Here is a 14,669-nt window from a genome sequence, read left to right on the forward strand (position 1 = left end):
CGGTCGATATTCTGCGACCGCTGCAATCAGGCGGGGTCTATATAAACAAAGCCAGACATGACATCGCCGACCCTGACCCGGCTGCTGCTAGCGTGGCTGCAACCGCCAGGTCCGGATTTCAAAGGGCATGATATCTGCCGGTCCAACACGTTCAATCGGCTCTTCAAGGATGTTCAACGCTCCTGAAGCCTGCCATCCCGACGGCAATGTCAGTGACAGGCGCCCGCGGCGGCCTGCGGGTTCGTAAATCCGCAGGATCAGACCCTTTCCCTCCTCGGTCGGCTTCAATCCCGAGAGGGCGACCGGTATGCCCTCGACGCCGAGAGGCGATAGTGTGCCCGCCGAGAGACCGCTTGCCTCGATGGTAACGAGTGGCTGATTGAGATCGATCGCCTCTTGCAAAACGCCTCCTTCATGCCATGCGCCCTCATGTGGCATCAGTGCATAGGTGAAGCTTTGTTCGCCTTCGTCGGCAAGTGGATCGGGATAGATCGGTGAGCGCACCAGGCTCATGCCGATGACATTGCCGCGCGCGCTGTGTCCGTATTTGGCGTTGTTGAGCAAAGCGACGCCAAAGCCCGGTTCGCTCAGATCGACAAAACGATGCGCGGCAGCCTCGAACATCGCCTGTTCCCAAGACGTGTTCGTATGCGTTTGCCTCTCGACGACGCCGTAAGCGCATTCGAAGTTGGCGGTGCGCGAGCGCACAGCGACCGGGTTCAGCGTTCTCAAAAGCGTACGCCGGTCATGCCAGTCGATCGTCATCTCGACGTCAAGCCGGCGCGCATTGGCCGTCAGCACATAGAGCTGAGTGACCGTTGAGTTTCGGTACCGGTAAGCGACACGGATCGCGGCGCGGTGCGGTCCCTGTTCGACAAGCGTAATGCTCTCAGGCTTGTCGAGGCGGACAGCCTTTTCGGCATAGTCGGCGTCAACGTCCCAGGCATCCCAATTGCGGGGCTTGTCGGCCGGATAGACCCATAGCTGATTTGCCGTGCCATCTATCGCTTCCCTTCCCGATGCCTTGTGGACGAGGCTTGAAACGGCTCCATCCTTGCCGATGACGACCGACAGATACTCGTTTTCGAGGCTGTGCGCGGTTGATTTCAACGTGCCGGCGGACCTGAGTGTCTTGCGATCAAAAACCGCGACGGAAAGAGGCGCGACTTGATCGGCGCATGACAGAACCGTTCCGTCGGAGAGCTTTGCAGCAAGTGGCCGCGGTGCAAGTGACGGGTTAACCGCAATCAACGCGTCCGACACTCCACCTGCCGGAAGATTGGCCGACAGCGACTTGAGGGCCTTGGCCTGCTCCACCCTGGCATTGTGTATAACCCCGTCGAGCTCCAGTTCGGCATCGATGTAGACCTCGCGTATGCTCGAGCCCGGCAGGATGTCATGAAACTCGTTCTTCAGGACGACGCGCCAATCCGCCTCGAGGCTTTGAGGTCTGTCGGCGCCCAAAAGATGAGCGAGTGAGGCGAGTGTCTCTGCTGTTATCAGCGCCCGTTCTGCTTGGCGGTGCTTGCGCTTGACGCCGCTTTGCGATGTCAGCGTGGCGCGGTGGAGCTCGAGGTAGATTTCCCCATCCCAGACCGGAAGGTCCTTATCTGCCGCAACCCGGTGCGCCATTTCGTAATAGCCCTTCACCGTGCCCCAGCGTGCGGTGGGGATTGCAGGGAAGTCACGCAGTTGCACTTCGCGTTCGACCATCTCCGGGGTGACACCGCCACCGCCATCGCCGTAGCCGACCGCCAGCAGAGACGTGTCGTGCTGCGTCTTGCCGCGGAAATTCTTCCACGTCGGCACGAAGCAGTCCGGCTGCACAAAACCATTATAGCCCTGCATGGGGTTGTCGAAGGTATGGGTCAGTACCTTGCTTCCATCCAGCCCCTTCCACCAGAAAAGATCAGACGGAATATGATTGGTCTCGCTCCAGTTCACCTTGATCGTGAAGAAGCTGTCGATACCTCCAAGCCGCAAGATCTGTGGCAATGCCCCCGAAAAGCCGAAGCAATCTGGCAGCCAGCAGACAGTATGGCGCAAGCCGAATTGCTTCTCGAAATAGCGCTGCCCATAAAGCACCTGCCGTGCAAGGCTTTCGCCGGTTGGCATGTTGGTGTCGGGTTCGACCCACATGCCGCCAACAGTCTCCCACTTGCCCTCGGCGACCTTCTTCTTGATGCGCTCGAGAAGCTCGGGATCATCTTCCTCCATCTGCGCGTAATAGTGAGCAGTCGATTGATTGAACCGGAAGTCGTCCGACCGCTCCATCAGCGAAAGCGCGGTGTTGAAAGTGCGTCGCATCTTCCGACGCGTCTCGCCGTAGGGCCAAAGCCAGGCGAGGTCTATATGAGCATGGCCGGTCAGTAGCAATTCGCCGTTCGGCGGAAAACGTGTCTGAAGCTCCTTCAGTCGCACAATCAGCGCATCGAAAGCCGTAGCTGCCAAAGCGCTCTGCGCCTCACTCAAACCGGCCGGATTTACCTGAAGCTCCGGCAGTTCCCAGATCTTCTGCTGCATGACCGCGTCGGATGTGCGCGAAATATAGGATGATGTGTCCGAAGGCCAGTCGAGGCTGCCAAGCGCCTGTTCGGCCGCGTCAATCATGTGCGGCACCACCTCGTGGGTTTCGAGTGCGTCTGCGGCCTCGCCGATTTGCCGCAATAGAAGGTGAAGCTTGTGGACTGGCTCATCCAGCCGGATCAGCCGCGCCTTGTTGAGCCGCGGTGCCCGGTTCGGCTCTCCAAAGGGAAAGCGCGCGACGCTCTCCGTGGTAATCGAAAACTCCCTGCCTTTGATCGGGAACTCCTGATGATAGGGGTCGAGCCCGAATGTCTCGGTCTGGCCGCCAGAATAATGCAACGTGATCAAGCTCTCGCCACCGAGATCGAGCTGCAGGCGAATGTCATCAATTGGCCAGTCGCGCGGCGCGCTCACCGATGTCGCGAAATGAACCGTCCCCCTGCGGTGTGGCCAATCCTGATGATGAGCAATCGGCTCGCCCTCAAAGGTCCAGCCGTCGATCAGGACGCTTTGCCTGTCGCGCCAGTGGGCGAGCTCGGCTGTACGGACCTTCAGACGATCAAGGCGTTGGGCAATCGTGAGAGACATGGCGGGTCCTATCGGAAAAGAAGCGACTGTGGGCGGGGAGAACATGTGGTCGCGCGATTGGGCCGCTGGCATCCGCGTCCCGTCTCCTCCAACCGAGGCGCGTTGCAGCGCTTAGATTAAGTAACTTTGTTTTTCCGTCAAGCGCACAAGAAATAAGTTGCGAGAGTTTTCCTTGTGATACACAAGCATTCAGGTGCTTGGGGAAGACAGTTATGCGGTATCTTCGTTCTGGGCCGCGACGACGCCAACCAGATGAATCGGCCGTTTCGCGGGGAAAAACAATTGGTTTGCGGTCGGGAGAAATCGCAGACAGAAATATCCGCGTCATCCTTGAGGCAATCCGCCGGCACGGTCCATTGACCCGCATGGAGCTCGGCCAGCACTCCGGGCTCACAGGCCCGGGTATCACCAATATTCTGCGCCGCCTCGGCGACGAGGGTCTGGTGACATCGCATCGGCGAAGCGGCCCCGGTAGTGGTGCAACCGCCACCGAATTTGCGTTACGTCCGGATGGCGCATTTTCAATCGGCGTCAGGGTCCGGCAAAGCAGGGGCGAAGCCGTCCTTATCGATCTCAGCGGCCAGGTCCGTGACCGGCAATATTTTCCGCTCGTGCCGACAGCAAGAGTTCCGTCGATCCTTTCAGCCACGCAGACCATGATGGGTCGGCATGCCGGCCTGCCGATCATTGGCATGGGGATAGGCTCAAATGATTGGACTTCGCAAGAAAGCGATGAGCTCGACGCGGCATCGATCGTTGTTCGCAGCCATGTGGAAAATGAGTGCACGGCAAGCCTCCTTGCCGAGCGCACCATTGGCGCGCCTGCCCCCGAAGGTGGACTGGCGATGATCATCATCGACGAAGATGTGCAGGCCGGGTTCCTCGTTCGCGGCGTTCCTTATTCAGGCATGCATGGACGCGCAGGCAGCATCGGCGAGATGCTGACCGGCCCCGACAATGTCCAGCTGAACACAGTGGTCGGCTTCGGCGCCCTGCGCGCACTCGTCAGTGATGACGAGTTCAAGTGCCTTATCGCGGGCGAGGAGGTGTCTTCCCCTCAGTTGACCCAGTGGATCCGCGACGCCGCAAGCCACCTGCTCGACCCGATCATTGCGATTGCAGGCTTCATCGCGCCGAGCACCATCATGATTGGCGGCGACCTTCCGCGAGGCGCCATCGAGGCGCTGATTCACCAGCTCTCGGTCGAACGCCGTGACACATCCAAACGGCCCTTCCTGACGCCATGGATTTCGCCGATGAAACCCGCAAGCTTCAGTGGCGGCGGCGTTGCGTTGGGAGCGGCACTGCTACCCTTTCTCAACACCTTGCTGCCGCCGGTTTCCGTCTGACACCGACGTGCCGTCTCAGGCCAATGCCTCGTCTGCGTGGCTGATGTCGGAGGCAAGCGCCTTATCGAGCACCTTTTGGATATTTGCCGCGCGGCGGAAGGAGGGTTCCTGTGTCTTGCCTGCCCGGACGGCCTGCACGAACCGCTGGTAGTTGGTCTCCACCGGCTCGAAGGGAACGTCACGCCATGTCGCGGTGTGAACGTCTTCTTTGAGGCAAGCGCGCAGCGTTGACTTTCCGGTGTCATAGATCATCTCGATCGACCCCGTCTCGCCATAGACCCTGAGACGCAGTTGATCCATCTGGCCGGCGGCAGTTCGCGTCGCCTGGATGGTGCCGATCGCCCCGCTGGTAAAGTCGACATTCATCGTGAAGCTGTCATTCGCATCGAGATCATATTCGCCGATCTTGTCGCCCGGCGCCTTGTTGAAGGTTTTCAGCCGCGCGAAGACATGGGCGACATCCAGTCCCGAGCCGTAGGAGGCAAAATCGACGATATGGATGCCGATATCGCCGAGTGCGCCGTTCGACCCATGCTTCTTGCTGAGACGCCAAAGCCACTTGCTCTCGGTTTTCCAGTCGCCCCAATGACGCCCGACAAGCCAGCTCTGCAGGTGGGATGCCTCGACATGCCTGATCTCGCCGATCTCACCGGCCAGCACCATCTGGCGGCCCTTCTGCAGGGCGGGCGAATTGCGATAGGTGAAGTTGACCATGCCGACCTTGCCCGCTTTCTCTATGGCATCGGTCATTTCCATCGCCTTGATGGCATCGGTCGCCAGTGGTTTCTCGCAAAAGACATGTTTGCCCGCTGCAATCGCCTGAAGCGTAGTCGGGTGGTGAATACGGTCTGGCGTGACGTTGGCAACGGCATCAAACTCGCCCCAGGCAAGGGCTTCCTCCAGCGAGCTGAAGTGGTTGGGGATGCTGTGCTCCGAACAAAAGACCGCCAGCCGTTCTGGCACGACGTCCACCCCGCCCACGACGCTAACGCCGTCGATCGCCTTGAAATTTAGAGCATGCTGGTTTGCCATCCCACCGGTGCCGAGAATGAGTAAGCGCATCTTTTCCTCCATGGAAGTCACATTTGGCCATAGCCGAGGCAAAGCCTCACCACGCCATTGCGGGTGCCCGAAATGGCTCAATTCTTGTGTGATCGGGAAGTGCGGTTGCGAGCCGCTAACTTGTGTTGAATGTCGCCGGCATCTCAATCCTCCCAAGCTGCGGCTTGACATCAAATCAAAGTAACTTAATCTAATTAATGCAGCATGGAAATGAGGAGAGGTCAACCGACCACCAGGCTGTATCCGTTTAAATGGGGAGGAGACCCATCATGAAGAGAGCGTTCATCAGCGCACTAGCGCTGAGCACAATGTTATTTTCAGTGCCTGCCGCATTTGCCCAGGAGCTCGCGACAAAGGACCGGATCGGCGCTGCCGACGCACCGAAAACCCTCGTCGTACGGCTCACGAACGATAGTCCCAACAACGCAGATCCGGCTATTGCCGAGGGGTATCAGAAACTCTTCGTAGACTTCATCAAGAAGCATCCCGAGTGGAAACTGCAGATGCAGTTCATGTCGGCTGACATAGGCACCGAACAGGCCAAGATGCTCGAGCAGGCCAAGGCCGGAAATGCTCCGGATTGCGCTGCGGTCGACTCCTTCGTGCTCTCCCAGTTCATGGTCAACCACGTCCTCGCCGACTTCACGCCCTATTTCTCGAAGGACGAGATCAACGACCTTTTCCCCTTCATCCGCAACGGCATTACCGACAAGGACCAGACGATCCGTGCATGGTGGTGGGATACAGACCTTCGCGTGCTCTACCGCAACAAATCGATCGTGGCCGATGCGCCCCAGACCTGGGATGACCTGAAGAAGGCCGGGCTTTCTTCCGTCGACAAGGGCATGGAAGGCATCCTCTTCAACGCGGGCCGCTACGAGGGGTCCACCTTCGATTGGCTGGCGAACTACTGGGCGCTCGGCGGCAAGCTCGTCGACGATTCCGGTAAGCCGATCTTCGGTGAGGGTGAAAACAAGGAGAAATTCCTGAAGGCCCTGACCTATTACAAGGACCTCGTCGATTCCGGTGCAGCGCCGAAGCGCGTGACAACCATCGGCAACTATGACGACCTCAACGCCGCGGCGGCGGCTGGAACCACTGCTCTCTTCATCGGTGGCAACTGGCAATATGCCCAGCTGAAGGTCACGCTCGACGAAGACGAGTTCAAGAACTGGACCTTCTCGCCGATCCCCGGTCCAACCGCCGATCAGCGCTCCACAGGAACGGGCGGATGGACGATCGCCTCGTTCAGCAAGGACAAGGACAAGGTGGAAATGTGCGCCAACCTTGCTCGCGAAGTCTACATGGGACCAGCCAATGCGCTGCAGCAGCAGTTGCCGACGCGCAAATCGCTCTTCGACAAGTATGATGTCTTCGCCACGGAAGCCAACAAGACCTTTGCCGGCGCTCTTGTCGATGGTCAGGCCCGTCCAGGCGCCCCGATCTATCCGGAAATCTCCAACCAGATCCAGATCATGATGGGCGATGTGCTGTCTGGAACCAAGAAGCCGGAAGAGGCTCTGGATGCCGCGTTCAACGCGACGATGGAGGCTTACAAGCGTCTCTAGCGAATGAGATCGCGGCGGCGCCCATGACGGGCGTCGCCGTTCGTGTCAAACCCGGACAGAGAAGCCCAATGAGCCCAATTGCCATCGAGGCTGCCAGCGCGCCTCACAGCAGACCGTTCATGCGCCGTTTTGCCGGGGCACCCTTGCCCTGGATCATGCCGGTGATCGTCGTCATCGGCATCTTCTATCTCTACCCGGTGATCGACGTTTTCCGCCTGTCGTTCACCAATGCAACGCTGATCGGCGACAATCCCGTCTATACGCTGAGCACGATATCAAACACGCTGAGTTCGCCGCAGCTTCCCGACATCCTGTGGGCAACCGTAATTTTTGTCGGTGGCAGCGTCATCGGTCAGCAGATACTGGGTCTTGCCGTGGCCGTCGTCGTCGTTCGCGGCGAGAAGCGTGGCCTGTTCGGCACGACCATCCTGCGCACGACAGCGCTCATTGCCTGGGTCGTTCCGGGGATCGCCGGCGGCATCATCTGGCAGATGCTGTTTTCCGAGGCTCCATACGGGGCGCTAAACAGCATCTTGCGGCTCATGCACCTGCCTGTCGTCGCCTGGCTTTCCGATCCGGCAATCGCCCCGTGGTCGGCGCTGATTGCCAACATCTGGCGCGGCACTGCCTTCTCGATGGTGGTCATGTACGCCGCGCTCAAATCGATCGACCCCTCGCTGTACGAAGCGGCCGATGTCGACGGCGCAACGGGCTCGCAGCAGTTCTTCTTCATCACCATCCCCCAGCTGCGCGCAGCCATGCTCGTCAATATGATCCTCATTACGATCATGACGCTCAATACCTTCGATGCGATCATCACGCTGACGGGCGGCGGCCCCGGGCGCGCGACCGAGGTTATCTCGCTTTACGTGTTCAATATCGTCTTCCGCAATTACGACCTTTCCGGCGGAAGTGTGCTCTCAGTTCTGATGCTGATCATCAGCCTCGGACTTGCCTTCGTTTACGCATCGTTCCTGCCCAAGGAGGAACAGCAATGAGCAGGCGTACCGGCACGCGCTCCGGCGATTTCCTGAGCTACCTCTTCATGCTGGCGATGTTCATCTTCTTCGCCGGTCCCCTCAGCTATCTCCTGTCGATGGCCTTGCGTGACAAACGCGAAATCTATCGCGGCGTGGCACGCTATATCCCGCACAACCCCACCATCGACAATTTCGCAACAGTGCTCAATAACAGCTACTTCCCGCTTTATCTCTGGAACGGGCTGAAACTTGCCGCGCTGAGCGGCCTCGGCGTCCTGATCGTCGCCTTGCCGGCCGCTTACGCCTTCTCGCGTTTCCAGTTCCGCGGCAAGGGGCTGTCGATGATGGGTCTTTTGCTCTTCCAGATGATCTCGCCGCTGGTCATCATGGTGCCGCTCTATCGCTACATGAACCGTCTCGGTCTGCTCGACACACATTTTGCGGTGACGATGGTCTACATTGCTCTTGGCGTGCCGCTCGCGACGTGGCTGTTGAAAAGCACGGTCGACGGGATCCCCCGCAGTCTTGACGAAGCGGCCATGATCGACGGATGCAACCGCTTTTCGGTTTTCTGGCGGATCGTCCTGCCGCTGTCAGCGCCTGGTATCGCTTCCGTCTTCATCATCACCGTGATTGCAGGCTGGTCGCAGTTTCTCGTGCCCTTTCTTCTGCTCACACAAAACAATCTGATGCCGATCGGCGTTGGAATCTTTAACTTCCGTGGCATGCAAACCGACTCGTCCATCCAGCTGCTTGCGGCCGCCTGCCTGATCTCCGTCGTGCCCGCGATCGTGGCGTTCCTGTCGCTCCAGCGGCTGATCCTCGGTGCCATGACCAGCGGCGCGGTAAAGGGATAAGGACGGTTTGCGTTTCCGTGGCTGATCAAGGATCCCGATTCATGAACCAGATAACCGGCACCAGATTGTCCCCCGACCTGACGGGGGCCAATGTTGAGGATGCGGGCGAGCACAACAGAGCCGTTGTGCTGCGCTGTATCCACCGGCAGGCACCGATTTCACGAGCCGAGATCGCCAGGCAGACCGGTTTTACCAAGCCGGCGATCGCCCGGATCGTAGATCGCCTGCTTGACGAGGGACTTATCATTGAGGCTCGCCGCCGGCATGGGCTGAGGGGCCAGCCGGCAATCGAGCTCGAGATCAATCCCGACGCCTTCTTCGCGATCGGTATCAACATCGACCGCGATCACCTGACGATCCTCGCTGTTGATGCCGTCGGCAACGTGCGCGCACGCGTCCATCACGAGAAACGTTACGTGCGCCCTGCCGAATTCATGCAGCTGACGGCCGATGCGATATCGCATTTCCAGCGAAGCCGCCTGATCGACGACGCACATCTGGCCGGAATTGGCCTTGCGATGCCGGACTGGCTCGGCGAAATCTCGTTCCTTGGCATGCCTGACGACTATTCCGATTGGATGGAGTTCGACGTACGCGCGGCACTTGAAAATCTGACACAGCATCCGGTCTTCATCGAAAATGAGACGAATGCCGCAGCCCTTGCCGAGCTTGACTACGGTCTTGGAGCGGAAAGCCGCAGTTTCTTTTATATCGCCATCAATGCCTGCCTGGGCGGAGGCCTCGTGCTCGATGGCAGCGGCCATCGCGGCGCCATGGCTCTGAGCGGCGAAATCGGTTGGCTGCCGATTGCCAATGACCGGGACAAGACCGCACAGAAGGTCGATCTGCTTGGCGAAAAGGTGACGCTCCTCTTCCTCTACAAATTCCTGGCGGAGCACGGCATCCGTGCGAGCGTACCCCAGGACCTCTTATCGCTTGACGGGCACGGCAGAGCGCTTGTTTCGAAGTGGCTCAAGGAAATGAGTGCGCATCTTGCCGTTGCGGTCAAGCATATCGGCATGATCGTCGACCCTGACGCCATCATTATAGGGGGCCGACTCCCGATCCGCATGATCGACGAGTTGCTGCGCTATGTTCACGAACATCTGACGGCAGGAGAAACCACTTTGCCTTCGCTGCATCGCGCTTCGCTCGGCGAGGACGCCTCAGCGCTTGGTGCGGCAGCGATGCCAATGGGGGCGGCCCTGATGCTGGCATCGGCCGATGCCGTTCAACGCACCCGTTCGCCCCTCAAATTCATGGATCGCCTGAACAACTGACGCAGCCGGCAATGCCACTGGGAGGATTTTGATGAGGATTGGGTTTTATACGTCGACATTCAACGATCGGCCGCTCGAGGAAGTGGTGGAGTTCGCTGCCTCTGCCGGTTTCGACGCAATCGAAATTGATGTCGGCGGCCATATCAAGACGCCGGAGAGGGTGCGGGCCGCCGTCACACTCGCTCGCGACCACAATCTCTTCGTCTCTTCTATCACCTACTTCGGCAATCAACTCGACAGCGATCGCGGCAAGCGTAGCGAACTTCGCGACAGGACGGAGGAATTTGCTGAGGCGATCGGCGAAGCGGGCGTGCCGATCTTTGTGATCTTTCCCGGACGCGACGACAATGCTGACGACGAAGCCAACTATGATGGTTTTGCCGAGTTCGCCAATCAGCTGATCAGCAAGACGGCAGCAAGCGGTCTCATCTTCGCAATCGAGAACTGGCCGGGCCCCAAGGACAACTTCATTGGAACCACGCCGAAGGGCTGGGATGAGCTCTTCAAGCGGATACCCGACCGGCGCTTTGGTCTCGAATTTGATCCTTCGCACCTTATCCGCATTGGCATTGACCCCTATGCCGCAATGGACGCAGTCAGGGATCGCATCGCCATCCTCCACGCCAAGGATACCGCAATCGATGCGGCCACGCAGCAGGTCGTTGGCTATCACGGCAAGGGTTGGTGGCAGTACAAGCTGCCAGGCAAGGGCCTCCTCGACTGGCCGCGGTTCATGCGTCAGGCCCGCACCAACGGCTTTAACGGCACCCTTTCGATCGAGCACGAGGATGCCGCCTACGGATGGCCGGGCAAGGATCTCGAAGCACGAAAAGAGGGCGAACGCCTTGGCCTCGCCTATCTCAGAAACGTTTTGAACAAGCTTTGAGAGCGACCCCGGGAGGACGCAAATGGCCCATGTCAGAGTGAACAACGCGCGCAAGGACTATGGCGCCTTCAAAGCCATCAAGGGCGTTTCCGTCGATATCCGCGACGGTGAGTTCGTCGTGCTCGTCGGGCCCTCTGGCTGCGGCAAATCCACCCTGCTCAGAATGATCGCCGGTCTGGAAGACATCAGCTCGGGCGAGATCCAGATCGGCAAGCATATTGTCAATGAGCTGGCGCCAAAAGATCGCGACATTGCCATGGTGTTTCAGAATTACGCCCTCTATCCGCATATGACGGTCGCGAGAAACATGGGCTTCTCATTGCGGCTGAAGCGCATGCCGAAGACGGAAATCGATCAGCGTGTCGGCAACGCTGCCAAGATCCTGGGTCTTGAGGCCCTTCTCGAGCGCTATCCGAAGCAATTGTCCGGCGGCCAGCGGCAGCGAGTTGCGATGGGCCGCGCGATCGTTCGCGATCCCGCCGTTTTCCTTTTCGACGAACCTCTATCGAACCTTGATGCCAAGCTCCGTGTCCAGATGCGATCCGAGATCAAAGAGCTGCATCAGCGGCTGCAGACCACGACTATTTATGTCACGCACGATCAGATCGAGGCGATGACGATGGCGGACAAGATTGTGGTGATGAAGGACGGGTTGATTGAACAGTCGGGTTCGCCACTTGAGCTCTACGATCGCCCGAACAACCTCTTCGTCGCCGGTTTCATCGGTTCTCCCGCAATGAACTTCATCAAGGGAAGCATGACGAACGAGGGCTTCCGGACAGAGGACGGGCTCGTCCTGCCAAGCGAGCGACGCCCGTGCGACGCCGTTACCTACGGCATTCGCCCGGAGCACATCAGGCTCGACCCCAATGGCATCGAAGTGAAAATCGTGGTCGTTGAACCGACGGGGTCGGAGACGTTGGTGATAGCCCGCCTTGGTACCCAGACGATCAGTTGCGTCTTTCGTGAAAGGATCAGGGCAGCCCCTGACGAGGTACTGCGGATTGCTCCGGTCCACGATGCAGTCCACCTGTTTGACGAGGGTGAACGGCGCATCACCGCAGGCGAACCGATGTTGACCACGTCCGCGTGAAAAAGGGTTGCCGCTGTGGACATTGTGCGAGATTTCCCGATGGAAGTTTCGCCACCGCTTGTAGGTCAACCGGCTCGGTTGCGGCGCTTCGTGTGAGAGGCTTGGTACGTGTGTACCAAGACCGTAGTGGTTTTTCGCACCAGTTCACGGGACTGTTGGGATAGTTGCACGTCCGACCGACGTCTAGAATTGTCCCCGGCTTCCGGGGGCGGTGTTGTGACCGAGACAATTGCTCGAGAATTGATCTTCACCTTGCGTGTTGCGCAAGAGATTGCGTCGCGGGAAAGCCCTGACTATGACCTCGTTCTGCTTTTCATCCAGAAAGCCATTGAGGTGGCCACGGAAGAGGCGTCGCGTCACGGCATCATGGTCGATTTCGATGACGTCTCGGAACGCGAACATTGAGCGCGCGGTCGCGGCCATTCGTCTTTAGCCCAGACCGAACGTCGTCGACCCAGGGGGCGGTGGTCATGTCCTGGGTTGGCTCACGGTTAATTCCGGCGTCGTCGTCCTTCTCCAAATCTGCCTTTTCTTCGACAATTTGAGGTCGGGGATCTTATTTTATTGCAAGCTAATTTGCGCTCCGATAGCCTCTCCACGTGGGGAGGACTCAAATGCAAAACATCGATTCAACTGCCGCCGAGCCAATCATGACAACGAGGGTATGGAGTATCGCGGATTTTTGCTTGCAGCACCGTTTGGACGGCAAGGAAGAAGCAAGGCTCACTGCCTTGTTTGGCCAATTCGCGACGACCAGTGAGCTGGTTCACAACGTGACGCGCAGATCGCGGTCAAGGTAACAAATTCGGCCGACAACCGCGCTCAGCTTAAATCTCATTCGGCCTAGCTGACCACGAAGCAATCCTAAGAGCGGTCCACGCCGCCGGGCATACCGACCGCCGTGCGCGTAAGCGCTTATCGCTGGGGATGCGCCAAGCCAATCGTGGTGCTTTGCATAATATTGGAGAAGGGCTCGGCTCCGGCGTTTCGCGTGAGAGCCATACTCCGGTCATACCAAGACCGTAGTGATTTCTTCGCACTATTTTCACGGGACCGTCGGGATTGTTGCACGTCTAGCATTGAGAGCGCGCGGTCGAAGCAAATTCGCCATAAACTCCAACCGCACACCCGTTGCTCCGGAGGGGCTGGGGTCCTGGCTCCAAAAGCAACGTGCTGGAAGTTAAGCGTTCATGGTTAATTTAGTATGTACGCAATAACTAATGTGCGGAAAAATGCCCCGCTGTCGCGGATGCGGGGCTGTCGCGCGTATGGCCAAGCGACTACCGCAATCGGCGGGCTGTGCCAGTCGGGACTAGAGTCCCAACGGGATAGAATCCCTCGCATTGTCTGGTGGTCAATTTTGGCCGCTGCCGGTTCGAAAATCCGGTAGGCCCTGGGGCGTGCCGGTGAGCTGCCATAGTCCTTAGGGCCATCGCCGAGTCGCCCGCCGGTGTACGCTCCCACGGGAAACGCGATTATCATACGCCTACGGCGGGACAGTGGCCAGCAAGTACATCCGCATTCTGCCGACCCTATCCCTACCTTCGCGTGGCCACTTCGCAATTTTACTGATGGCGCGCGCTCGAGTATCCTAAAAGGCGATCTGAAATGCTGGTGGATATAATTGTAACCACGGCATTGGAAAACGGACACGCCATCGCAACCCGTGACACGAGCCCTTTTAAGGCAGCTGGGTTGAAGGTGATCAATCCGTGGTCTGCATAGATATCATGTAAATCCCGGTGTCAGCGGTTCGGCTCCTCCATCAACGCGAGGGAACTCGCGCGATAGCTTCCAATACTTCGACAGCATCGAATTTGAGAAGTTCGGATAGCTCCAAGAATTCAACAAGGTCTACTCTCCGCTGGCCACTCTCCAATCGTGCGACAAACGACTGATATTCACCGAGCTTAGTGGCGAGGTCTACTTGTGTCAGGCCAGCTGCCTCGCGTTTTGCGATCAGCAACTCGATCAAGGCCTTATGTCTTTTACTGCCTAGGGTCTTTGCCACGGGACGCCCACCTATGAAGAGATGGGGTCTTCCGTTATATCTGATTTTCAGTTATCTTAAATTCAGATATTTCGTGCGAGGCTGTGAAACCTTTGGAACTACGCCAACTCTCCTACTTTAAAGCGGTGGCCGAGGAACTGCACTTCGGCCGGGCGGCAGCCAGGATGCACATTGCCCAGCCAGCGCTCAGCAATCATGTGATGTCGCTGGAAAGGGAGCTTGGCTGTCCGCTGTTCATCCGTTCGACGAGACGGGTGGAACTGACCAGGGCAGGGGAAACCTTCTACGATCGCTGTGTGCGGATCTTGAGCGACATCGACCTGACCACCGAATTGACGCGGGCGGCCGGCGGCAGTCGCATCCGCCAGATCAGGATCGGCAGCATCTACCCGGCCACCATGGGCATGCTGCCGACCTTCCTTGCCAAGATCGCCCGCAAGTATCCCGATGTCCGCATCCATATCGCGTC

Annotated in this window: 13 protein-coding genes and 1 pseudogene; 11 read left to right on the plus strand and 3 right to left on the minus strand. The window is 58.5% G+C overall.

The window, feature by feature from the left end; translation table 11 throughout:
- Positions 1–87: 87 nt before the first annotated feature.
- Positions 88–3,114, minus strand: coding sequence for a glycoside hydrolase family 38 C-terminal domain-containing protein (locus tag RHIBUN_RS0129195; protein WP_025662318.1), 3,027 nt, complete (start codon positions 3,112–3,114; stop codon positions 88–90).
- Positions 3,115–3,326: 212 nt separating this feature from the next.
- Here RHIBUN_RS0129195 and RHIBUN_RS0129200 point away from each other — a divergent pair, with 212 nt between their 5' ends.
- The gene (locus RHIBUN_RS0129200) at positions 3,327–4,463 is read left to right on the plus strand and encodes an ROK family transcriptional regulator (RefSeq protein WP_025662319.1); all 1,137 of its coding nucleotides are present in this window, start codon (positions 3,327–3,329) and stop codon (positions 4,461–4,463) included.
- Between the two features lie 15 nt (positions 4,464–4,478).
- On the opposite strand, the gene RHIBUN_RS0129205 is transcribed toward RHIBUN_RS0129200, so the two are convergent.
- Positions 4,479–5,525, minus strand: coding sequence for a Gfo/Idh/MocA family oxidoreductase (locus RHIBUN_RS0129205; protein WP_025662320.1), 1,047 nt, complete (start codon positions 5,523–5,525; stop codon positions 4,479–4,481).
- Between the two features lie 269 nt (positions 5,526–5,794).
- Between RHIBUN_RS0129205 and RHIBUN_RS0129210 the strand changes: the two genes are divergently transcribed.
- From RHIBUN_RS0129210 to RHIBUN_RS37685, 9 genes and pseudogenes are all read left to right on the plus strand, one after another.
- Entirely contained in the window at positions 5,795–7,093 is a 1,299-nt protein-coding gene (locus RHIBUN_RS0129210) for an extracellular solute-binding protein (protein ID WP_025662321.1), read from the plus strand.
- A gap of 68 nt (positions 7,094–7,161) precedes the next feature.
- Positions 7,162–8,091 (plus strand): sugar ABC transporter permease, encoded by a 930-nt coding sequence (locus RHIBUN_RS0129215; RefSeq protein WP_025662322.1) that lies wholly within the window; start codon positions 7,162–7,164, stop codon positions 8,089–8,091.
- Positions 8,088–8,930, plus strand: a complete 843-nt coding sequence (locus RHIBUN_RS0129220; protein ID WP_018116375.1) for a carbohydrate ABC transporter permease — start codon at positions 8,088–8,090, stop codon at positions 8,928–8,930. Before RHIBUN_RS0129215 ends, RHIBUN_RS0129220 begins: the two co-directional genes overlap by 4 nt.
- 41 nt (positions 8,931–8,971) lie before the next feature.
- Complete coding sequence (locus tag RHIBUN_RS0129225) at positions 8,972–10,210, plus strand: ROK family transcriptional regulator (protein ID WP_025662323.1); 1,239 nt, start codon at positions 8,972–8,974, stop codon at positions 10,208–10,210.
- A 31-nt stretch (positions 10,211–10,241) separates the two neighbouring features.
- The gene (locus RHIBUN_RS0129230; protein WP_025662324.1) at positions 10,242–11,096 is read left to right on the plus strand and encodes a sugar phosphate isomerase/epimerase family protein; all 855 of its coding nucleotides are present in this window, start codon (positions 10,242–10,244) and stop codon (positions 11,094–11,096) included.
- A 22-nt stretch (positions 11,097–11,118) separates the two neighbouring features.
- Entirely contained in the window at positions 11,119–12,189 is a 1,071-nt protein-coding gene (ugpC, locus tag RHIBUN_RS0129235; RefSeq protein WP_025662325.1) for a sn-glycerol-3-phosphate ABC transporter ATP-binding protein UgpC, read from the plus strand.
- Between the two features lie 216 nt (positions 12,190–12,405).
- Positions 12,406–12,594, plus strand: a complete 189-nt coding sequence (locus RHIBUN_RS0129240) for a hypothetical protein (protein ID WP_025662326.1) — start codon at positions 12,406–12,408, stop codon at positions 12,592–12,594.
- 209 nt (positions 12,595–12,803) lie between these two features.
- On the plus strand, positions 12,804–12,989 hold the full coding sequence (locus RHIBUN_RS37680; protein WP_018116380.1) for a hypothetical protein: 186 nt from the start codon (positions 12,804–12,806) through the stop codon (positions 12,987–12,989).
- 768 nt (positions 12,990–13,757) lie between these two features.
- Positions 13,758–13,914, plus strand: a pseudogene (locus tag RHIBUN_RS37685) (VapC toxin family PIN domain ribonuclease); the annotation flags it as partial.
- Positions 13,915–13,954: 40 nt separating this feature from the next.
- Here the strand turns inward: RHIBUN_RS37685 and RHIBUN_RS0129250 are convergent.
- A complete protein-coding gene (locus RHIBUN_RS0129250) occupies positions 13,955–14,200 on the minus strand; it encodes a helix-turn-helix transcriptional regulator (protein WP_025662327.1) in 246 nt (81 codons plus the stop codon).
- Between the two features lie 92 nt (positions 14,201–14,292).
- Between RHIBUN_RS0129250 and RHIBUN_RS0129255 the strand changes: the two genes are divergently transcribed.
- The coding region (locus RHIBUN_RS0129255; RefSeq protein WP_025662328.1) for a LysR family transcriptional regulator at positions 14,293–14,669 on the plus strand (377 nt) is incomplete at its 3' end.

Origin of the sequence: Rhizobium sp. IBUN (assembly GCF_000510625.1) — a bacterium.
GTDB lineage: Bacteria > Pseudomonadota > Alphaproteobacteria > Rhizobiales > Rhizobiaceae > Rhizobium > Rhizobium altiplani.